Origin of the sequence: Dyadobacter chenhuakuii, from assembly GCF_023821985.2 — a bacterium.
In the GTDB taxonomy this organism is placed as follows: Bacteria; Bacteroidota; Bacteroidia; order Cytophagales; family Spirosomataceae; genus Dyadobacter; species Dyadobacter chenhuakuii.
This window is the reverse complement of the sequence record NZ_CP098805.1, coordinates 5176429-5197350: the sequence shown is the minus strand read 5'-3', so window position 1 is coordinate 5197350 and position 20922 is coordinate 5176429. Positions and strand designations below refer to the sequence as shown.

At 47.3% G+C, this 20922-nt stretch carries 18 protein-coding genes; 6 read left to right on the top strand and 12 right to left on the bottom strand.

What is annotated here, in order from left to right; translation table 11 throughout:
• Positions 1-53 precede the first annotated feature (53 nt).
• The 4 genes from NFI80_RS21695 (at position 54) to NFI80_RS21680 (ending at position 6599) form a co-directional block, all read left to right on the top strand.
• Positions 54-1469, top strand: coding sequence for a TolC family protein (locus tag NFI80_RS21695; RefSeq protein ID WP_235160517.1), 1416 nt, complete (start codon positions 54-56; stop codon positions 1467-1469).
• A 14-nt stretch (positions 1470-1483) separates the two neighbouring features.
• Entirely contained in the window at positions 1484-5842 is a 4359-nt protein-coding gene (locus tag NFI80_RS21690) for an efflux RND transporter permease subunit (protein WP_235160518.1), read from the top strand.
• 86 nt (positions 5843-5928) lie between these two features.
• Positions 5929-6222 (top strand): type II toxin-antitoxin system HigB family toxin, encoded by a 294-nt coding sequence (locus tag NFI80_RS21685; protein ID WP_235160519.1) that lies wholly within the window; start codon positions 5929-5931, stop codon positions 6220-6222.
• Positions 6219-6599 carry a helix-turn-helix domain-containing protein gene (locus tag NFI80_RS21680; RefSeq protein ID WP_310587953.1) on the top strand — a complete coding sequence of 127 codons (381 nt, stop codon included), beginning with the start codon at positions 6219-6221 and terminating at the stop codon, positions 6597-6599. The genes NFI80_RS21685 and NFI80_RS21680 overlap by 4 nt, the downstream gene beginning before the upstream one ends.
• Before the next feature lie 54 nt (positions 6600-6653).
• Here the strand turns inward: NFI80_RS21680 and NFI80_RS21675 are convergent, their stop codons facing one another.
• A complete protein-coding gene (locus NFI80_RS21675; protein ID WP_235160520.1) occupies positions 6654-7229 on the bottom strand; it encodes a DUF4136 domain-containing protein in 576 nt (191 codons plus the stop codon).
• A 309-nt stretch (positions 7230-7538) separates the two neighbouring features.
• On the bottom strand, positions 7539-8906 hold the full coding sequence (locus NFI80_RS21670) for a Gfo/Idh/MocA family protein (protein ID WP_235166315.1): 1368 nt from the start codon (positions 8904-8906) through the stop codon (positions 7539-7541).
• Positions 8907-9048: 142 nt separating this feature from the next.
• Between NFI80_RS21670 and NFI80_RS21665 the strand changes: the two genes are divergently transcribed.
• The gene (locus NFI80_RS21665; protein ID WP_235166314.1) at positions 9049-9492 is read left to right on the top strand and encodes a DUF6934 family protein; all 444 of its coding nucleotides are present in this window, start codon (positions 9049-9051) and stop codon (positions 9490-9492) included.
• A gap of 11 nt (positions 9493-9503) precedes the next feature.
• Positions 9504-9653 (top strand): hypothetical protein, encoded by a 150-nt coding sequence (locus NFI80_RS21660; protein ID WP_235166313.1) that lies wholly within the window; start codon positions 9504-9506, stop codon positions 9651-9653.
• A 9-nt stretch (positions 9654-9662) separates the two neighbouring features.
• Here NFI80_RS21660 and NFI80_RS21655 read toward each other — a convergent pair whose 3' ends face one another.
• The 10 genes from NFI80_RS21655 to NFI80_RS21610 form a co-directional block, all read right to left on the bottom strand.
• Positions 9663-10610, bottom strand: coding sequence for a sugar ABC transporter substrate-binding protein (locus tag NFI80_RS21655; protein WP_235166312.1), 948 nt, complete (start codon positions 10608-10610; stop codon positions 9663-9665).
• A 72-nt stretch (positions 10611-10682) separates the two neighbouring features.
• Complete coding sequence (locus NFI80_RS21650; protein ID WP_235166311.1) at positions 10683-11630, bottom strand: ABC transporter permease; 948 nt, start codon at positions 11628-11630, stop codon at positions 10683-10685.
• 62 nt (positions 11631-11692) lie between these two features.
• Positions 11693-13195, bottom strand: coding sequence for a sugar ABC transporter ATP-binding protein (locus NFI80_RS21645; RefSeq protein ID WP_235166310.1), 1503 nt, complete (start codon positions 13193-13195; stop codon positions 11693-11695).
• A gap of 190 nt (positions 13196-13385) precedes the next feature.
• Positions 13386-14546: a Gfo/Idh/MocA family protein gene (locus tag NFI80_RS21640; protein ID WP_235166309.1), complete on the bottom strand. Its 1161-nt coding sequence runs from the start codon at positions 14544-14546 to the stop codon at positions 13386-13388.
• A 20-nt stretch (positions 14547-14566) separates the two neighbouring features.
• On the bottom strand, positions 14567-15628 hold the full coding sequence (locus NFI80_RS21635) for a sugar phosphate isomerase/epimerase family protein (protein WP_235166308.1): 1062 nt from the start codon (positions 15626-15628) through the stop codon (positions 14567-14569).
• 18 nt (positions 15629-15646) lie between these two features.
• Entirely contained in the window at positions 15647-16861 is a 1215-nt protein-coding gene (locus NFI80_RS21630) for a class I mannose-6-phosphate isomerase (RefSeq protein ID WP_233797507.1), read from the bottom strand.
• A 173-nt stretch (positions 16862-17034) separates the two neighbouring features.
• On the bottom strand, positions 17035-18117 hold the full coding sequence (locus NFI80_RS21625) for an aldose 1-epimerase family protein (RefSeq protein ID WP_235166307.1): 1083 nt from the start codon (positions 18115-18117) through the stop codon (positions 17035-17037).
• A 48-nt stretch (positions 18118-18165) separates the two neighbouring features.
• Positions 18166-18972 carry an alpha/beta fold hydrolase gene (locus tag NFI80_RS21620; RefSeq protein WP_235166306.1) on the bottom strand — a complete coding sequence of 269 codons (807 nt, stop codon included), beginning with the start codon at positions 18970-18972 and terminating at the stop codon, positions 18166-18168.
• Positions 18973-18976: 4 nt separating this feature from the next.
• Positions 18977-19804, bottom strand: coding sequence for a sugar phosphate isomerase/epimerase family protein (locus NFI80_RS21615; RefSeq protein WP_235166305.1), 828 nt, complete (start codon positions 19802-19804; stop codon positions 18977-18979).
• A gap of 33 nt (positions 19805-19837) precedes the next feature.
• Positions 19838-20905, bottom strand: coding sequence for a ThuA domain-containing protein (locus tag NFI80_RS21610; RefSeq protein WP_235166304.1), 1068 nt, complete (start codon positions 20903-20905; stop codon positions 19838-19840).
• Positions 20906-20922: the final 17 nt, after the last annotated feature.

The following is a 20922-nucleotide window of genomic DNA, read 5'->3' as shown; positions in this document are numbered from 1 at the left end:
AGAATTGGCTCCTAGTTTCGTCCCAAAATATTGTTGGATTAACCCGTTATATCATGTTCATTCCTAGTTCAAAAAGGCTTTTTCAAGAAAAGCGGAAAACACCCGGCCTGGTTTTCCTGCTCGCCTTACTGATGTCAAGCGCCATATGCCATGCACAGCAAGTGAATTTACAGGAAATATTGCAGGAAGGCACTCAAAACTATCCTTTCCTGAAATCCAAACAGGCCGAAGTGCGCGGTGCAGAAATGCGGATTAAATCTGTCAAAACGGATTATCTCCCCACTTTTGTCGTTCAGGACCAGTATACATTTTCGACCAATAACAGTGTTGCAGGCTCATTCTGGGGCAATGAAGGGAGCGTCATTTCTCCTTCGGGCGGCATTCGTCCGGAAAACATTTATACGGGCACATTCGGCAGTTTCACCAGCGCACTTATAGACTGGCGTGTTTTTAATTTTGGAAAGGTTAAGGCCAATGTAAAAACCGCCAAAGCGGAGTTATCACGCAGCCAGGCCGATTATGAAAATGAGATTTTTCAGCATCAGGTCCGGATCGTGGACGCTTATCTGGTGCTGCTCATTAACCAGAAACTGGTGGAAGCGCAGCAGCAAAATCTCGAAAGAGCATTGGTTTTCAAGCAGGTTACGGATGCTGCGGTCGGCTCGGGCATGCGTCCCGGCGTAGACAGCTCGCTGGCCAGCGCCGAATTTGCCAAAGCTCAATTATTGTTATTAGAAAGTCAGCGTTCTAAAAAAGCGCAAGCACTTCGACTGGCGGAACTCACAGGCCAGCTGCGCGACAGCATTCAGGTCGATAGCATGGCCTTTTACTCCCAATTACCCGCCGCCAATTCCGAAACAGACTTTCTCAAAAACCCCGCTCTGCGTTTTTCTCAAAGCCAGATCGATGCTTCCCTTGCCAGGAGCAACGCCGTCCGCAAATCATTCCTTCCATCAATCTCGATTTTAGGATCGGGTTGGGCTCGTGGTTCGGGTGTTTCCAACAAGGATGATTCTTTCAAAACGGATTTTGGAAGCGGGGTAAATTACCAGGTTTACAATTATCTGTTTGGCGTTTCCACGCGCTGGAACCTCACCAACATTTTGCGGGTGCGTAACGATTACAAAAACGAACAGTTTCAGGTTGAGCGTTTTAAAGAACTTTATCAAACCCAGAAACTGCAACTCGACCGGCAATCGCGCGATGCGGAAATGCAGTTCCGGCTCGCTTTGGATCAGGCGCGTCTCACACCCGTCCAGCTAAATGCAGCGCAAGGCGCTTTTAATCAGGCACAAGCACGCTACGAAAGCGGCCTAACCGACTTATTTACATTGGCGCAAAGTGTAAATGCGCTTAACCGCGCCGAAGTGGACAAATTCGTCACGAATGGAAACGCCTGGCGGGCGCTGCTGATGCAGGCCGCCGCCGCCGGAGACCTGTCCATTTTCCTTAATCAGATCGCCCAATAAATCAATAATTCACTATGTATCAACTCATTCGAACCGCATTGCGGCAGCCTATATCCATTGTGGTGGTGGTGATCGGAATTTTGTTTTTCTCCATTCTCTCCATCCGCAGCATTCCCGTCGATATTTTTCCAAACCTGGATTTGCCCACCATTTACGTGGTGCAGCCTTACGGCGGCATGGCGCCCGACCAGATGGACGGCTTTATCGCTACGCGTTACCAGGATCACTTTCTGTACGTTTCCGGCATCCGGGATGTGGATGTGAAAACGATTCAGGGGCTTTCTCTGATCAAATTATCATTCTATCCGGGCACGGATATGGCGCAGGCGGCGGCGGAAGTTGCCAACAATGTTTCGCGGGCAAAAGCATACATGCCCGAAGGAACCGTTCCCCCGCAAGTCGTGCGTTTTGACGCCAGTTCTGTCCCCATCGGACAAATGGTTTTCGAAAGCTCATCCCGCTCATTGAACGAAATACAGGATTTTGCCTCGTCCCGGGTGCGGCCCATGTTCAGCCGCATTGAAGGCGTTTCCAGCCCGCCGCCATTTGGCGGAAACCAGCGCACGATCGTAATCCGCGTTGATCCTGAGCGCATTCGGAGTTATCATTTAACGCCGGAAGAGATTATTAAATCCATTGTCACTAATAACCAACCTTCTCCTGCGGGTAACATCCGCATGGGCGACAAAACATTGATGACGCCGGTCAACTCGCTCATTAAGCAACCCGAGGACTTCCTGAACATTCCCATCCGCATCGGCGCCGGACCGACCGTTTTCGTGCGCGACGTAGGAACCGTAGAAGATGGCGCCGATGTGACGGTAAGTTATGCATTGATCAATGGCCGCCGTGCGGTCTATATCCCGGTTGTAAAAAAATCGGATGCTTCAACATTGGATGTGGTGAACAACATTCGCGCCGCTTTGCCGCAATTACGCAATGCGGTTCCCGAGGACGTGAAGATTTCCTATGAATTTGACCAATCCGTTTATGTGACCAATTCTTTGAAAAGCTTGATTACCGAAGGGATTTTAGGTGCCTTACTGACGGGTCTGATGGTGCTTTTATTCCTGAGGGACTGGCGGAGTGTGATCATCGTAATTGTCACGATCCCCATCTCGATTTTGTCCGCTGTGATTTTGATGAATCTGTTTGGTCAAACAATCAACATTATGACATTGAGCGGGTTAGCATTGGCGATCGGCGTCTTGGTGGATCAGGCAACGGTGACGATTGAGAACATTCACCAGCACCAGGAAATGGGTAAGCCCAAGGAACAGGCGATTTGGGATGCTTGTAAGGAGATTGCTTTTCCTGAATTCCTCATTCTGTTAGCTATTCTGGCCGTTTTTGCTCCGTCGTTTGTCATGAGCGGCATTCCGAGATCCATGTTTTTGCCGCTTTCGCTCGCAGTTGGTTTTGCGATGATCGCTTCATTTTTGTTATCCCAAACATTGGTTCCGGTCTTGGCCAACTGGCTTTTGAAAGATCACCCGCATCATGAAGCGCCTACATTGGCTCTTGATCAAAAAGAAATTGACGATGTGATCGAAGAAGGTGCGCATCCATCGTTGCCGCCAAAAGGTTTTGAAAAATTTAAATTGAAATACATTGATTTCCTCAGCGGCATCATGCGCAAAGGAAAGCTGGTGGTTCCCGTTTATCTGATCGGAGCAGTGGCATTGATCGTCGGCGGATTTTTCCTGATCGGGACGGATATCTTACCAAAAGCAAACAGCCATCAATTCCAGATGCGCCTGCGCATTGCAGACGGAACGCGCGTGGAGCGCACCGAGCAGGCGACATTGAAGGTTTTGAATTTAATCAAATCGGAAGTGGGCAAAGAGCATGTGGAGATTTCCTCGGCATATGTCGGCACGGTCCCTTCCAGCTATGGAACTTCCAACATTTTTGTGTTCAACAGCGGGCCGCACGAGGCCGTTTTGCAGGTATCGCTGCGGGAAGATTTTCCTGTTAAAATGGATGCATTGAAGGAAAAACTGCGTGAACGCATTGGAAAAGAAATCCCTGCATTGAAAATTTCATTCGAACCCATTGAGCTTGTCGACAAGATCATGAGCCAGGGAGCCTCGACGCCGATTGAGGTTAGCGTTGCTGCGAAGGACGTTGAAGAAGCAGGAAGATTTGCCAAGAAAATTCAAAAGGAAATGCAACACATTGCATTCCTGAGGGACGTTGAAATTGCTCAGCCACTCGAATATCCGGTGCTGAATGTGGAAATCAACCGTGAAAGAGCGGGTCAGCTGGGCATAACCTCCACCCAGGTCGCCAGATCCATGGTTGCAGCCACCTCATCCAGCCGTTTTACAGACAAAAATCTGTGGCTGGACGATGCAAAGGGATTGGCTTATCAAGTCCAGGTTCAAATCCCTGAATATCAGATGACCTCTGTTGAAGACATTGGAACAATCCCTTTGAAAACCGGCGTCAGCAACCCCCTATTAGCAGACGTTGCCACTTTTTCAGAAAAAACAGCCCCCGGCGAATACGACCGCGCCGGCCCGAACCGTCTGGTAACGGTCACAGCGAACATTCACAAAAAAGATTTGGGCGCGGCCACAAAAGCAGTGCAAACGGCCATTAAGAATGCGGGAGAGCCTCCGCGTGGTGTTTTGGTTGAACTAAAAGGACAATCTAACCTGCTCACCGAGACATTAGGCAGCTTGCAAGTGGGCCTTGTCATCGCGATTGTGATCATGTTCCTGTTGCTTTCGGCAACTTACCAATCCTTCAAATTATCATTAGTCGTGCTTTCAACGATCCCTGCGGTAGTTGTTGGGTCCATTGGGCTGCTGCTCATCACCGGCGCCACATTGAATCTCCAATCTTATATGGGCTTGATTATGTCTGTCGGCGTCTCCGTGGCGAATGCAATTTTAATGGTGACCAATGCCGAAAACCTGCGTTTGCAGCTCAATGACTCGCATAAGGCAGTGATTTTAGCTGCCGGAAGCAGGATACGGCCCATTCTGATGACCAGCATCGCGATGATCGCCGGAATGATCCCGATGGCCTCCGGCATGGGCGAAGGCGGCGACCAGATCGCACCGCTCGGACAAGCTGTAATCGGAGGACTTATCGCATCTACATTGGCATCGCTGCTCATTCTTCCGGCCGTTTTCACAATGGTCCAGAAAAAAGCATCCATTCAATCATTATCACTCGATCCGGAAGATCCGGAAAGCAATTTTTTCCGCAAACAACTTCAAACTTCCCTTTCTATGAACACCTTGAAATCGTTTTTAATTATTGGAATGCTGTCTTTTAGCATTATGTCGTGCAGTTCGGAGGCCGAAACGACGGAGCATAAAGAGCAAAAAGCAGAGAAGGAACCTGCGGTGGAAATGGCCGCCGTGCAAAGCCTGAAACCCGCTAAACACCTGACATTACCCGGCGAATTGAAGCCCTGGAACAAGGTCAGCATTCATCCGAAAGTAAAGGGTTTTGTAAAAACGGTTCATGTGGATCGCGGAACAATGGTGCTTAAAGGGCAGATCCTGGCAACGCTCGAAGCGCCGGAAGTGTTGTCGGAACTAAGCCAGGCCAAAGCGCAGCTGCTCGCTTCCGAAGCGGCGTTACACGAAAGTCAGACCAAATTCCAGACCAGTTCCATGACCTATAACCGCCTTTTGCGCACCAACAAAACCCAGGGCGCCGTTTCACTCAACGAACTGGATGTTGCCAAAGCACGCTCCATCACCGACAGCTCGGCAGTGGCTATGGCCCAGGGAAATGTGCAAGCCGCGCGCTCTTATATGGAAACAAAATCACAACTAGCTAAATATCTGACCGTTACAGCGCCCTTCGACGGCATCATTACAGAGCGGAACATCAGCCCGGGTGCATTGGTAGGACCAGGCGAAAGCGGCGCAAAACCGTTATTCATCCTGGAAGACAACACAAAATTGCGCTTAACCCTGGCGATCCCTGAAAACCTGTCGAATGCAATCCCTTCCAAAGGCGAGATCGCCTTCACCGTTTCAGCAAGCCCTGAAAAGCAATACAAAGGCATTTACGCCAGAAGTTCGCGAACATTATCCGAAGAAAACCGCTCCATGATGACCGAATTTGACGTCGATAACCGCTCCAACGAACTCAAAGCCGGCATGTACGCCCAGGTTTCACTCAATTCAGCCCGCACCACCAACACCCTATTTGTCCCGACCTCCGCCGTAGTCTATTCCAGCGAACAAGTCTTCGTCATCCGCGAAAAAGACAAAAAAGCAGAATGGGTTCCTGTGAAGCGCGGAACCGTCGTGGATTCTCTGGTAGAAGTGTTTGGTGACCTCCATGCAGGCGATCCGATTGTGAAGAAGGCCTCGGAAGAGTTTCGGAATGGGGAGGCTTTGTAAAAACCTAAAATGAATAAATATAGGATCAAGAGTTGCCACTATGACAACTTTTGATCCTATATTTGTGTTTCAACGATACACACAAGATGAATGTTATCAGTTTCAAGATATTAAGAGAATTCTATACCACGCACTCCGATTCCAAAACTTATTTGACATCATGGTTCAAGACGGTCAGAAAAGCGGATTGGAAAGACTTCAATGCAGTTAAAAATGATTTCAGAAGCGTTGACCTAATAGCAGACAACAGATTGATATTTAATATTAAAGGCAATCATTACCGCCTGATCGCCAGGATCAACTTCGAGCATCAACGGATTATGATCAAATGGATCGGCACACATGCTGATTACGACAAGATAAACGCGGGAACGATATGAAGCACATGGAATTAAAATTGATTGAAACGGAGAAAGAATACAACAATGCAATCGCACGCATTGATGAACTCTTTGATGCTCCCCAAGCCAGTAAGGAAGCGAAGGAATTGGATCTGCTGGTGCTGTTGGTCAACAAATATGAGCAGGAAAATTTTCCCATTGAGGAGCCGGATCCCATTGAATATATAAAAATCCGAATGGAGGAAATGGGTTTGAAAGCAACTGATCTTGTGCCTTATATGGGGAATAAGGGCAATGTATCCCGGGTGCTGAATCGCAAACGAGGCTTGTCAATTGAAATGATTCGTAATCTGCACAAAGGCCTAGGATTTCCGCTCGACGTCCTGATCTCCGAACCAAAACTTACACCGGCATAAAACGAAAAGAGCAGCGATCGCTGCTCTTTTCGTTTTCACACCCAAGAATGATTATTAATTCCTGCTATACGTATCTGACGTAGCCTGCGGGAAAGTCCTCAGAATGTCCGTCATGGTGTTTTTTACCATTGTTTCTCGGTCTTCTTTTTTGGTAGGGGCTTTCACTTTTCCGGATGCCCAGCCTTGCCAAACCATACGGTCGCTGTTTTTCTGATAAATGTTCAGGATAAAACGGCTTTCCTGATAGTTGTAGGTCGAAATGTTGTTTCCGCCTCCGTACCACCACATATAAGGTGAATACATGTTATTGGAACGCACTTGCTGACGGTCTTTTACGTCCGTCATAAACCTTACAATGATGTCGGGATTTTTGGTGTCCATTTTATATCCTTTGGCCTCCATCACTTCCACAACCGCATCTCCAAGCCTTCTTCTGTTCAATTCACTTCCCAAAAGCGGGTCCGTTTCCATGTTGTGTTCGGCCTCCACTTTAAAGGTTTTAAATTGTTTTAAATTAACAGACGAATCGTAATCGTAACTTGTCTGCAGCGCCTGGCTGCATCCCATCATTAAGAGCCCCGCAACGACCACCGCAGCGGTGGACTTCATCAACTTCACTATGGTTTTCATGTTTGTTTGAACGTTTAGTTATTGTATTAATCTGACAGTCTCCGAGGGCAAAAGTTTAATTGTTCGGATAACAATATCATATAAACTATAAACAAATTCTTTTGGTATATAAGTTTAAAAAAATCATTTTTTCATACTAAAAAAAGTGCCTTAGGAGTGCACAGAAAGCGATGCAAACGTTTGCACAACCTCCCTACTAAACGTAAGACTCGCACGCATTAAAAATGGTTGTAAAACAAAAAAGCGCCCGGGTTGAGCCGGACGCGATGCACTGGGAATTTATAGGGACCACAAACTTTTATTGCAGGGCTAAACTTTCTTATAATCCGGATGCTTGTACGGATCCCGATACGGGCGGGCCAAAAGCGCATTCGCTTCCCTATCCCCTACAATTTCGCGTTTTACCGGATCATAAACAATGGGTCGCCCGGTTTTCATGGAAAGATTTGCGAGAATGCAGCTGGCAGTTGAAATATGTCCCTCTTCAATGTCGGCAACGGGCTTACTGCTGTTGTCGATCGCACTCAAAAAGTCGAGCATATGGAGCCTTGTAGCGGGTGCTGCATTAAGCTCAATGGCCTTTTCCGTCACATCTTCCGGGTATTTCTCTTTTTCAAAAACCACATCTTTATGAATTTTCTCACCTTTGCCGTTGGGAATGAAATCATAGGCCATTGTACTTGCCCATAATGTTCCTTTTTCGCCATATAAAGTGAATGACCACGGATAATCGGGATTATTAGGCGTTCCCCAGGTGCGGTGCTGCCATACGCAATTCAGCTCATCATATTCAAAAATCGCCGATTGCGTATCTGAAATATTGGATTTCCCTTCTTTTTGGACATAAATGCCGCCCGTCGAGCTGATTTTTTTAGGCCAACCTAGTTTGAGCATCCAGCGCACCGTGTCAAACATATGCACGCACATATCTCCCGTAATGCCATTTCCATATTCCATAAATGTCCTCCACCAGCGCACGTGCGGCAGGCCATCATAAGGCCTCAGCGGAGCCGGGCCCGTCCATTTCTCATAATCCAGAAAATCAGGCACAGCCTCCACCGGCGGATTGCCATTATTCCGCATATGGAAATAACAGCACATTTCAACGTGTGAGATTTTACCCAGCAGCCCAGCGTCCACAATGTTCTTTTTCGCGTCGATCAAATGCGGCGTGCTTTTCCGCTGCGTCCCCACCTGAACCACTTTTTTATACTTTCTTGCCGCAGCGACCATCGCCTCCCCCTCCATCACATCTACACTAATCGGCTTCTGCACATACACGTGCGCGCCTGCTTTCACGGCATCGATCATCTGCAACGCATGCCAATGATCCGGCGTGCCGATCAGCACAATGTCCATTTCATTTTCGGCCAGCATTTTCTGGTAATCGGCATAAAGCTTCGGCGTCTTCTTTGATTTCTGCCGCTGACTCACCAGTTTCCCCGCTTCATTTAACTGGTTTTTATCCACATCACAAAGCGCCAGCACCTCCACCGGAGCCACCTGAATCAACCGGAACAAATCACTTTTTCCATACCACCCCGTCCCGATAAGCCCCACCCGAAGCGTTTTGGCAGGATTAATAAGATCCATCCCCCTCGCCCCAAATGTAGAAAGCGCCAGCGCCGCCGTAGCGCCATGCAGAAAATGTCGGCGATTGATATTGAAATTATTCATTGAAAGAATGATTGGTTACGGTCTGGTTTAGTTAGGAGTAAAAGAGATTTTCAGGGTGGGTTTACTTTCAGCAAAATTTTTTATTTGAATCGCGTGACCTCTGAAATGCTTCGCCGTATCAAGGAAAAGTAAATTGAAGCACATGAATTCAGAATATTACCAGACTGAGGCTAGTGAAGACAGATTGGAATTTCTGTTTGACAGCGTGAGCGAAAAAAAGACAATTCCAAAAATTATTACATTCACACGTTACGCGGATGGCATCGATTTGTTTAACCTGGCTTTTGGAGATTTAAAAGAGGATGCAAGGCTTGATGATTTGGCGGTCAGCAACAATGCAGATATGGAAAAGGTAATGGCAACCGTCATTCAAAGTATTTTTCTGTTTTTCCAGGAAAATCCAAAAGCAGTGCTTTATATTGAAGGAAGTACTATGCAAAGAACCCGCCTGTACAGGATAATTATAAGCAGAGAGTTAAGTGCGTTTCAGAAAGACTTTGATATCTTTGGAAGGATCAAATCGGAGAGTGAGCCATTCGTCTTGAACCGGCCCTATGACGGATTTGTTGTAAAAGTGAAAAACTAAATCACATCACTATGGAAAGCAAAATTAAAACAGTCCGCTCTATTGCGAAAAACGAAAAGGAACGTGCAGCGATTGATGCGTTCTCTCAAAGGAAATTAGAACAGGCTAAAAAAAGTCTGGATAAGATGGATTTTAGTGTATTTTTCGATAAAAAAGAATAGTAAGCAAGTCTACTTCAAATACTCCCCAACATTCTCCTTCGTCACCAACTGAAACGGAATCAAAACCTCCCTTTCAAACTGTTCCTTCTTAGCAGCTTTCACAGCTATCTCAATGGCTTTACTGCCTTGCTGCTGAGCATGTTGGAAGATTGTAGCATTCAAAGCTCCCTTTTTAACAGACTGCAAAGCGTCAGGAATTGCATCTACGCTGACAACGATTACTTTGTCTTTCAACCCAGCAGCTTCAAGGGCTTTAACAGCTCCCATGCCCATTTCGTCGTTGTGAGCGAAGACGGCGTTGATTTTTGAGCCGTAAGATTGTATCCAGTTTTCCATTAATGACATTGCTTTTGCGCGGTCCCATTCGCCGGTTTGCTCGGCAAGAAGCTTCATGCCTGGATTGGCTTTCAATATTTCTTTCGCGCCATTGTCGCGTTTGATTTGTGCGGCCTGACCCATGAAGCCATGCATAATGAGCACGTTTCCTTTTCCACCCAATTTCTCAGTAAGATATTTCATGGCTATCCTTGCAGACTCTGTGTCGTCGGAACCGACAAACGCAGTTGGTTTTGCAGATGTTTCAGAGTTGACATTGATAATGGGAATTTTTGCATCCGTAGCAAGCTTTACAGCCGGTGAACTGGCTTCCACTTCGCAAGGGTTCATAATGATCGCGTCTACGCCCTGGGCTATGAAACTTTCGACTTGTTCTACTTGCTTCAATGCGGAGCGTTCGGCGTCTACGGTGATGAGTTCTACGCCCAGCGCTTTCGCCCTCGCTTCCATTTCGTCGCTAACATTGACGATGAATTCGTTTTGCATGCTTAGCATGGTTGCGCCGACGACAAACTTTTTGTCGGAACCGGTTTCGCCTCCTTCGCTTTTTCCGGATTGGTTGCAGCTGGCAATGGTAAGTGCTAATGCTGCCAGCAGGACGTATTTTGTAGTTTTGATCATTGTATTTTAATTCAAACTAAACCTTCGATTTAACTGTAAATACTCGGATTTGACTAAATAGTGCGCTTCTTGCTAGCGATCCTTCTTACCCATGCTATCCAGCACCACAGCGCCTATGATGATAATTCCCATCACAACCTGCTGATAATAAGACGTCACATTCAGCAAATCCAGACTATTACTAATCACACCGATCAGCAATGCGCCGATTAATGTGCCCGTCATGGTGCCGGTGCCGCCGGATGTGCTCGTGCCGCCAATGATGGCTGCGGCAATGGCATCGAGTTCAAAACCTGCTCCGGCATTTGGCTGGCCGGTTGTAATCCGGGAAGTGAGTAGGATGCCGCCCACAGCAGAAAGCAGGCCGCAAAGCGTATATACCCACATTTTGACATTGGTAACGTCGATGCCCGATGCCCGCGCTGCTGGCTCATTCCCGCCTACTGCGTACATGTAGCGACCGAGGACGGTTTTATTTAAAATAATGGAGCAGATGATGAAGGCGATGATCAGGATAATGATCGGGAACGGAATGCCATAAAGATTACCGCCGCCTATGAAGTTGAAGGAATCGGATAAATTGGATATCGGCCTTCCTTTACTTAAAATCAATGCTAAACCACGGCCTATGGTCATGGTGCCGAGGGTCACGATGAAGGGCGGCACTTTGCTTTTTGTAATGACAAAACCATTAAATGCCCCGAAAAAGAGACCTGCGCCTAAGCCCGCCAGCAAAGGCACAAGCAAAGGATAAGTGTCCGGATGTGCAAACATGGCTGCGCTAACGCCCGCAACGGCGACCATGGAGCCGAGCGAAAGGTCGATGCCGCCGGTAATAATGACGAATGTGACGCCAAAAGCAAGCAATGCGTTGATCGAAACCTGCGTTCCGATGATCATGAGATTGGAAACGGTAAAAAATCTTGGTGTGCTGAATGCCAGTGCGAGGCATATCAATGTAAAGGCCAGGAAAATGCCGTATTGACTGAATTTATTAAGGCGGGTTGGGAGAATGTTCATGTTTACTTCGGTGATCGGCTTTCGGCCATCGCTGTTTTTAATGTTTGTCGGTAATCAAAAGCCTATGCAACCGCGTATTTCATAATTAATTCCTGTGTCGCCTCTTCCCTTGAAAGAATGGCCGTTTGTTTGCCTTTTGATAAAACCAGAATCCGGTCACTCATTCCCAGTATTTCGGGTAGTTCGGAGGAGATCATGATGATGGCAATTCCCTTGTCGGCGAGATTTCGGATGAGTTTGTATATTTCAAATTTCGCTCCCACGTCCACACCACGAGTCGGTTCGTCTAGAATGATGATCTCGGGAGAAGCCAGTAACACCTTTCCTATGACGACTTTTTGCTGATTGCCGCCGCTCAGGTAAGTGACTTTCTGGTTCATATCAGCGGTTTTAATGCGCAGATCAGCGATCATTTGTTCGGTGGATGCTTTCTCGCTGTTTGTATTGATGAAAATCCCATTTCGGTGCCGGTTCATGCTGGCTAATGTGGTGTTGTCTTTCACCGACATGCCCGGAATAAAACCCAGGCCCTTGCGATCTTCGCTTACATAGCCAATGCCGTTTTCAATGGCCTGCCGCGGGTTTTTGTTGACGACTAATTTGTTCTTAATGATAATTTCGCCCCCATCCTGTTTATCCAAACCAAAAATCACCCTTGCAATTTCGGTTCGCCCGGAGCCCATTAGTCCTGCAAACCCCAATATTTCTCCTGCATGAACTTCAAAATTGATATCTGTAAACTGTTCCTTTTTGCTCAAACCCTTCACTGAAATCGCCAGATCACCTTTTGCATGATTGGACTCCGGAAACATATGCTTGATTTCCCTCCCGACCATCATCGAAATAAGCGACTGCTTATCCAACTCGGAAGCGTTTTTAGTGGCAATGTATTTTCCGTCTCGCAAGACGGTTATGGTGTCCGAAATCTGGAAGATCTCGTCCATCTTGTGTGAGATGTAAATAATGGCGACTCCCTTTGCTTTCAGGTCTTTAATGATCTTGAAAAGTGTATCAACTTCCTTGTCGGAAATCGCCGATGTGGGCTCGTCCATAATGATCACTTTTGCATTATTTGAAATCGCTTTTGCAATCTCGACCATCTGCATTTGCGCTACGCTCAGATGCTTCATTTTGGCTTTGGGATCAATGTTGACGCCCATTTCGGTCAGCAGGCTTGCCGCTTTTCTGTCAATGGAAGTGTCATTCAACCAGCCGGATGTCCAGCCTTTTCTTGCTGAAATTTCCTTTTCTCTCCCTAAAAAAAGATTTTGTGCAACAGTCAGTTCGGGAATGATCAGAATCTCCTGGTGGATCATTGAAATGCCCTTTTTCAATGTGTCGCTGACTTTGCTGTTCTTTAAATTTTGTCCTTCAAAAATAATTTCCCCTGAATCCGGCGCCAGCAAGCCGATCAGGATTTTCATAAAAGTAGATTTCCCAGCTCCGTTCTCACCCATCAAAGCATGCACTTCGCCCCTTTTCAGCTCGAAATGAATATTATCCAGTGCTTTTACACCGGAAAATGATTTTGAGAGATTTGAGACTTTGAGGATTGATTCCATCATTCTTTTTTAATCCCCCGGTTGAAACCGGGGGCAATATTTTTGTTTTGGGATTCTTTGTAGATAATAAAGAAGTCAAGAGCACATACTGGATGCAAGACCCTCAAAAACAAAACATTGCCCGGGGTTTCAACCCCGGGCTTTATGATAATGGAAAATAAATTTAGTAGGACAGAATGAAATCTGATTTTAATTAGCCTTCCCAAGTCACATTAGTGTCTTTCCAGCTCTTTGATGCTGCTGAATCCAGCACTGCTTCGCAGACTTTCTGGGTTTCATAAGCATCTTTGAATGTTGGGCGGCACGGCTCATCGGATTCCAGGCTTTCGAAAAAGTCGGCGGCCTGGTGGATGAATGAATGCTCGTAACCAATGCTTGTTCCGGGGATCCACCAGCGCTTCATGTAAGGCTGGTCGCTATCTGTTACCAAAATTGATCTCCAACCTCTGACGATGGATTCGTCGCTGTGATCGAAGAATTCCAGACGGTTTAGATCGTGCAAATCCCAACGAATGGATGCATGCTCACCATTGATTTCAAATGTATAAAGTGCCTTATGGCCACGTGCGTAACGCGTTGATTCAAAAAGGCCTAATGAACCGTTATCAAAATGGCAGTGGAAAATACAGGCGTCATCTATGCCCACTTTTTTCACTTCGCCGCTCGCTGAATGCACGCGTTCTTTAATAAATGTCTCAGTAACAGCCGAAACGTCCTTGATGCCGCCGTTAATCCACATCGCTGTGTCGATGCAATGTGCCAGCAAGTCGCCGGTAACGCCGGAACCGGCTGCGTCCACATCCAGTCGCCAGGTTGCAGCGCCTCCTTGTGGAACATCCGGATTGATGGTCCAGTCTTGCAGGAAATTGGCCCGATAATGGAAAATACGGCCCAGTTTGCCTGAATCGACGATTTGCTTGGCTAATGTTACTGCAGGAACGCGGCGGTAATTATACCAAACTGTGTTTTTAACACCCGCTTTTTCAATGGCGTCCACCATGGTTTTGGCTTCTTCCAATGTTCTTGCCAATGGTTTTTCGCAAAGGATCATTTTGCCCGCTGCTGCCGCCGCAATCGCGATTTCAGCATGCGTGTCATTGGGTGTGCAAATGTCGATTGCATCAATATCGTCACGCTCGATGATCTTTCTCCAATCCGTTTCGATGGATTCGTAACCCCACTGTTCAGCGAATGCACGCACTTTTTCTTCGTTGCGTGAGCAAACTGCCTTTAAAACGGGACGATATTCCAGCTCAGGGAAAAAGTCACCGATTCTTTTATATCCATTGGAATGCGTGCGGCCCATTAACCCGGTGCCGATCAACGCGATCCTGATTTCTTTTTTATTTGACATATTCCTGAATTCAAATCGGATTAAACGATGGGAGAAACAACACTATCTTCCTGATACCAGCCATGCGCCTGACGCACTTTTATCAGCGCAGCAAGAATGTCATTCCAGGTTTGCTGGTTGGTCATCACCTCGTTCGGGAACATGCAGCCATCCCAGCAAATGTGACGGAATGCCTTGGTAATGTTGCCATTTTCGTCACGCATCCAATATCCGGCGTCTTTTGTAATGTCCAATCTGCCGTTTGGATCGGTTGCCAGACAGTGACGGCCCGTTTTATCGTGCGAACCGGTTCCGTGAACCGTTCCGTCGTTTTGTGCAACGTGGAAATCGAATGTATAAGGACGCAATTCAGCAGTCATTTTTTTCAACCCTCCCTCTAATGCAAAGCGGTCACCCCACTGGAAATCAACTGGCAAAATGCGGTGTTCAGGTGCATTGTAACCCAACAAATAAAGGAATGTATGCGACATATCAGCCTGGAAACCCATATTCGGACGGTCCACAGCGTGCAATGTGTCAAGCATCGCCCGCCAGCTGTGCATTCCACCCCAGCAGATCTCACCTTCGGCAGCGATTTTTTCACCAAAATCGGCAGCCACGTCACAAGCGCGTCGGAATGTTTCAGCGATTTGCTTTGTATTGGCAGCAGGATCAACCGCCCAAACTTCCGGAGAAGCAGCTGAGTCAACGCGGATTACTCCGCCTTCGCGAAGCCCGAGGTCACGCAGTTTTTTTCCAAAAATACAAGCCTGGCGCACCTGCTCTACGAATGTGTCTTTTGCCTCCTTAGTCCCCATCGCAGAACCTGCCCAGACGTTCGCAACAAGGCTTCCCACTTCGAGGTTAAGGCGGTTTAGCTTTTCAGCCAGACGTTCCGCGCCGCCGTCCTGGTTCATATAAATACCAACATGCGGGTCAAAAAGACCTAAGTCAACGCCGTCAAAACGGACGCCATCCACTTCCGCGGAGGCCGTTTTTTCAAGCATTGTATCAAAAGAAATAATCGGCTCTTCATCAGAACCTTTCCCCACAATCCCAGGCCATGTGGCATTGTGAAGCTTAGGATAATTATTTTCTGGCATGGTTTAAGAATTTATTGGTTAAAGAACTAAGTCAGGATTTCCCGGACCGAAGTGTTTCAGAATTACAATTGGATCTGTTTTGGAAGGATTGCTGATCACAACGCCTTCTGTTGCAGCTTTTTCAGTTACAAAAAACTCATCATTTGTCAATTGCCCGTAGCGGATCAATGCGGGTGTTTCAATGTCCCATTCACCAAACTTACCGTGGCCCTGCATCACGATCATTCCGTATGCGCCACCGTCTTTAATAGTTACGGTTTGCCCAGGGAATACAGTCAATTCTTTGGCACTGTAAGCTTCGTTCTTGTAGCAAATCCAGTTTTCGCTATATCCTTCCGCTTCCATTTCGGCAACATCTTTCACCGGTTTCGGACGCATGAAATGTTTCTCCATCAAATTAGGATTGACATTCAAATCCCAGTCGATTACTTCCATCAACAAGTCGTAATCGCCAATTCTGTCTTGCGGGGTGCCTTTCCAAAGCAACTCCTCGGGAATAACGGCCTCGTTCACAAGCGATTGATACATTGCGAAAATATCCGATGCTTTCTGTGGCTCATACGTGCACAAGCTACCCGGCGCGTGCAGCATGCCGGGAGGCACATCCCAGCCCGTACCCGGTTCCAGACGAAATGCCTGAGAGTAATTCGTGATTTTATTGTCACCCTTGGTGAAGTTCATCAGACACTCCTTGATCTGCTCTTTGGTAGTTCCGGGAGCAATTCCAATGAATGTATAAGGAAAATCGCCACCGTGATTATTGAGTTGCGGCGGGAAATAGTAAGCTTCCGGCTTTCCGTTCTGGCCCACCATTGCGGCGTGCTCGTCTCTGTGGTGGATATGGTGCGGAAGCGGGCCCATATTGTCAAAAAACTTGGAATACATTGGCCAGCTTTTGTATTGATCCCAAAGTCTGTCACCAATAATTTCACCTTTCAGCTCTTCCACCGCATCCCGCAATGTAACTTTCTGAACGCCTGACTCATCTTCCAAAACAATTTGGCTCAAACCTTCATTTTCGCCTGTCAGCGGCCCGTTCTCCGCGGGAGTAGTAGAAGATAACCAGCGCTCATCGATACCGCCACGCTCTCCACCCAGTACATAATAATCGTCCGGATGTAATTTGATCCTGCGGCCGGGAACGCAAAATGAACGCGGCACCCAGGTCGGCGCCAAACGCAAAATCCCTTTTCCCTGCTCTAACGCCTTTTCAGCTATACTCGAAAGTCCCATTGTGGTTAATAAATTGGTTTAGTAATTAATAATAATATCAGTCTTTGTCAGTCTGTGACTCGCCTCTGTCAGCCTGTAACTTGCCTCTGTCAGCCTGAGCGGAGTCGAAGGCACTAGCGAGACGCCTTCGTTAGTAGCGCGCCTTCGACTCCGCTCAGGCTGACAGAGCTTCGCTAGGCAACATTCACATTTAAGATAAACTCATCAATTGCCTCTTTCTCCGTCATCACATTCAATTCCAGATCATAAACCTTCGTCTCCTCAGGCCCAATAAATATCAACGTCTTATCCTCCCTCGCCTTCGCCTGACCCGACAACGGATGCGTGCTTGGTTCGAGGCCGGTGACGTATTCGCCTTTGCCCCAATGTTGCCAGTTAGCCATCCAGGGGAGTTGTTCTTTTTTGAATTTTAATCCAACAGCCAGACCGATCTTTTCATTGTAAAGTCCGCAAACGCTGTCGCCGAAAATATCTGCTTCAATGTCCACCAAAGCAACTTCTTCACCGCTTCCGAGGTGATCGTCCAATGGCGCAGGACACTTTTTGAAATCGTTTCCTTCTTTAAAAATCTTGGCATTTTCTTCTCCGTGCCTTGGATGCCATTTGCCCCGCCAGAGAATGTTCGTTCCTTCATCAGCCAGTGGCCAGCCGAAATTGAAATGATATAAAAGCATATGCGGAGACGGCGTGTTGCCTTTATTGGTAACCTCGTCATGAATGCGGATTCCGGGTTGTCCTAATGTTGCTGAAATGGTTCTGCGCAGTTCCAGACTTGGGCCAAATGGTTTGGTTTCCCTGATAATGCCGGTAATGCTCATATCCAACTTCCCAGCTCGTGGCTCGGGCTGAATGATCGACACAATTTCTGCGGGTGAATTGCTGATCAGTCCGTGCAAACCTCTGTCCCCAAACTTGTCCGATTCCGGCCCGCCTACGTGGGTAAGGCCGCAAGTTGTAAGCAAGCCTCCACCGAATGTTCTTAACCAATCAATCCCTTTATCGGAAAAAGGCTGCGGATAAGTGATGCCGCCGTGACTCAGCCAGGCCAGACTATGCTGATTGTAAAATGCCTCGGCAATGTCCATCGCCCTGTCAATGACCACTTTAAAGCGTAAACCTGCGCCGGTGTTGATCCAGGCAATGCGTGTTCCTCTTCCCGCGCCATTGTCCAGAACGGATGTTTCAATTCCGCCTATCTGCGCGTGATTGGATACTTTGTCTGTCCAGTCCTGATCTATATGCTCCGCACTTTCCATTTTGTATTAGGTCAATTCAAAAATAAAAAAGGCGCTCATCACCTCGTTTTAATGTGTTTTTGAGAGAAAATCCCTCACTCTCTGGTTGAAATCATCCGTGTTTTCGAAGTGAAAAGCATGTCCGAGCTTGTCGTAAAGGAAAAGCTCAGCGTTCGGGATGCCATTTGCGACTTCCTCTGCCATCCAAACGGGCGTGAAAATGTCTTCCCGGCCTCCTATTACAAATGTTGGTTGATTTATTTTTGCCAAATCGTTCAGCGCATTGTGGTTAATGCAAGCGGCCGCCTGGCCTTCCAAGCCGTGTAAAGGCTGTGGATAAGGATTTACTGCATCCTGTTTTCTGCCCAATTCAAGCTCTTCATGCTTTCTGGGATCGTCCCAGGATGATTTGGAAAAAATCAGTAATTGAATGTATAGGCTAAATTCCTCGGGTCTGAACCGCGCTTTGCTGTTCCTAATGTGCTGGAATAAACCTTTCGCATATGCGTCGCAGCGCGCCCAGGGACACATTAACACCAATGATTTGACCTTTTTGGGATGTCTTATGGCGAGTTGCTGTGCAATGGTGCTGCCCATGGAACAGCCCACAACATTTACATTCTCCAATTCCAGTGAATCCAGCAGACCGGCGTAGTCATCGGCCATTTGTTCGCTGGTGTATGCGCCTGCGGGTTTGTCGGTTTGTCCTACGCCCCTGTTATCGCCGATGATGCAGCGAAAATGGTGTTTCCAATCGGCCACATGCACATTCCAGACTGACCCGGGCGCGGTAATGCCCATGATCAGCAAAAGCGGCTCGCCGGAGCCCCTTTCCTCGTAATACATGTTTATTCCGTTGGTTTTTATCGTTGGCATAATGCTATCTTAATGCTGGGATCAGGTCGTTTTGGATCCAGTTGCCGTCGTGGGTGGTCACGAAATCTGGATCTTCCAATGCTTCTTTTCCTTCGTCTTCACAAATGATCCAGCCGCTGTACTTGATGTCTTTGAGCCATTGCGTGACGCCTAGCAAATCGACTTTTCCCTTACCCATTAAGGTAAATTCAGGATTTCCGTCCCAATCTTTATAATGAACGTGGTTAATGAGCGACTGATATTCTTTCATTTTCGAAAGCGGGTCCATGTCGCCGTTGATAATGTGGCCCACATCCGGCGTCCAGCCCGTAACCGTCGAATCCAGCGATTCCAGCACGATCTTGTAATCCTCGGCCGTGCGGATAATGGATGTATGGGGTGAATTGGGATGGTAACTGCATGGAACACCTTTATCCGCTGCACGTCGTGAAACTGTGTTTACAATGTTGACAAGACGCTTTTGGCGTTCAGCAAGATCGTGACGACCTGTGGGGATTTGTACTGTATTTAAAACCGCACCTGGAAAACGTTGCAAAACTTTGATTGCATGATCCGCCACTTCGCGTTCGCGCTCCGTTTCTTCTGACTCATTCCAGTCTAATGCCAATGCCAATGCCGCCAGCTCAATGCCTTGTTCGTCCAACTTTGCTTCTAGCTTATCCGGATCGATCAAATCGCCCATCCAGGTGAAAATGGGTTGAATTCCCGTAAACCTAGCTTTTGAAATGACTTCAATCATGTGACCCAGCCGGCCTTGATGCGTTTGACCGTTGTTGCTCATAAACCAGGTGTAAACCTCTGATCCGAAGCGAAATGGAAGTGTTTGAGACATTAAATGCTTTTTATTTTTATATAAATCAAAAAATTACTTTGTCTTCTTTTTGATGATCTCGCCGGGCATAATGAGCGAGTCCCAACCCGCTAAGTCCTTTGGTTTTACGTTGGCCTTATAACCGGTAAAATTGAATGTCGTAGGCTTGTAAGGTCCTACGAAAGCAATGTCATTGGAAGGCTTGATGCCCTTTTCCATGCCCATCGCCCAGAATGTTGCATTGAGCACCATACGGCGGAAGCCTTCATTCAGCAAATCTTCGGAAGCGCCGTGCGTAGTTGTGAACGAGCGGCCTTTTTTGCCACCTTCAACCTGATATTCCTTGATCCAGGCAACTGGAAGCAGTTCTTTGGTTTTGTCGGGCTCGGAAGTGGGCGTCATGCCGTTGAGCACCTGTCCTCTGGCGAGCACTGTTCCTTTCGGCTCGGCCGTGTAGCCGCCGGATTGCACCCATATATCCCGCACAGCAGTCATGATCGGGTGTGCTTCCTGGCCTTTTTCAATAATGATTTTGGAAGATTGCTTGTGGTTGGTGCCATAGTGGGAAACCCAGGTTTCACCGAGCACATATTCGCCGAAACCATCTTTCCAATTGGCCTTATCGCCTTTATAATCCCAGCTATAATGTGCCCATTTCGGATTATTTTTAATTTCAAAAGCGTGGGTGGAAGTCCGGAATGCTACGATCGGGCCGCCGCGCTTGACGTAATCGTCAATGTGTTGCATTTCCTTATCCGGAAAGCTGGCGAAGCGCATGAACATGACGAGCAGATCGGCTTTTTCCAGAACATTAAGGCCCTTAATGTTGGAGCCGCCCGGGAAAATGTTGCCTGCGGAATCGAGCGCGTAAACAACCGTGCAGGTGAAGCCGTAATTTTTAGCGAGTATTTTTGCTAATGCAGGCAGTGATTCTTCGCCGCGATATTCATGATCCGTCGCTATAAAAACAATGTTCTTTCCAGCGCCAGGCCCCTTATCGCCTTTGTAAACGACCCGATACATTTCCGCATCAAAATCTTGTGCACGCACATTGGCTGTTTTCAAACAGAAAATAAAAGCGACAATGCTGGTCAGCAGCAAGGATTGAAGGACTTTATGCATGGTTCAGGAATATTTTT

Bases quoted from the DNA above. Each gene is read 5' to 3' on its own strand.
- NFI80_RS21650 (WP_235166311.1), bottom strand. From the start codon at position 11,630: ATGAACATTCTCCCAACCCGCCTTAATAAATTCAGTCAATACGGCATT.
- NFI80_RS21655 (WP_235166312.1), bottom strand. From the start codon at position 10,610: ATGATCAAAACTACAAAATACGTCCTGCTGGCAGCATTAGCACTTACC.
- NFI80_RS21645 (WP_235166310.1), bottom strand. From the start codon at position 13,195: ATGATGGAATCAATCCTCAAAGTCTCAAATCTCTCAAAATCATTTTCC.
- NFI80_RS21690 (WP_235160518.1), top strand. From the start codon at position 1,484: ATGTATCAACTCATTCGAACCGCATTGCGGCAGCCTATATCCATTGTG.
- NFI80_RS21635 (WP_235166308.1), bottom strand. From the start codon at position 15,628: ATGCCAGAAAATAATTATCCTAAGCTTCACAATGCCACATGGCCTGGG.
- NFI80_RS21615 (WP_235166305.1), bottom strand. From the start codon at position 19,804: ATGTCTCAAACACTTCCATTTCGCTTCGGATCAGAGGTTTACACCTGG.
- NFI80_RS21620 (WP_235166306.1), bottom strand. From the start codon at position 18,972: ATGCCAACGATAAAAACCAACGGAATAAACATGTATTACGAGGAAAGG.
- NFI80_RS21675 (WP_235160520.1), bottom strand. From the start codon at position 7,229: ATGAAAACCATAGTGAAGTTGATGAAGTCCACCGCTGCGGTGGTCGTT.
- NFI80_RS21685 (WP_235160519.1), top strand. From the start codon at position 5,929: ATGAATGTTATCAGTTTCAAGATATTAAGAGAATTCTATACCACGCAC.
- NFI80_RS21640 (WP_235166309.1), bottom strand. From the start codon at position 14,546: ATGTCAAATAAAAAAGAAATCAGGATCGCGTTGATCGGCACCGGGTTA.
- NFI80_RS21665 (WP_235166314.1), top strand. From the start codon at position 9,049: ATGAATTCAGAATATTACCAGACTGAGGCTAGTGAAGACAGATTGGAA.
- NFI80_RS21610 (WP_235166304.1), bottom strand. From the start codon at position 20,905: ATGCATAAAGTCCTTCAATCCTTGCTGCTGACCAGCATTGTCGCTTTT.
- NFI80_RS21660 (WP_235166313.1), top strand. From the start codon at position 9,504: ATGGAAAGCAAAATTAAAACAGTCCGCTCTATTGCGAAAAACGAAAAG.
- NFI80_RS21695 (WP_235160517.1), top strand. From the start codon at position 54: ATGTTCATTCCTAGTTCAAAAAGGCTTTTTCAAGAAAAGCGGAAAACA.
- NFI80_RS21630 (WP_233797507.1), bottom strand. From the start codon at position 16,861: ATGGGACTTTCGAGTATAGCTGAAAAGGCGTTAGAGCAGGGAAAAGGG.
- NFI80_RS21670 (WP_235166315.1), bottom strand. From the start codon at position 8,906: ATGAATAATTTCAATATCAATCGCCGACATTTTCTGCATGGCGCTACG.
- NFI80_RS21625 (WP_235166307.1), bottom strand. From the start codon at position 18,117: ATGGAAAGTGCGGAGCATATAGATCAGGACTGGACAGACAAAGTATCC.
- NFI80_RS21680 (WP_310587953.1), top strand. From the start codon at position 6,219: ATGAAGCACATGGAATTAAAATTGATTGAAACGGAGAAAGAATACAAC.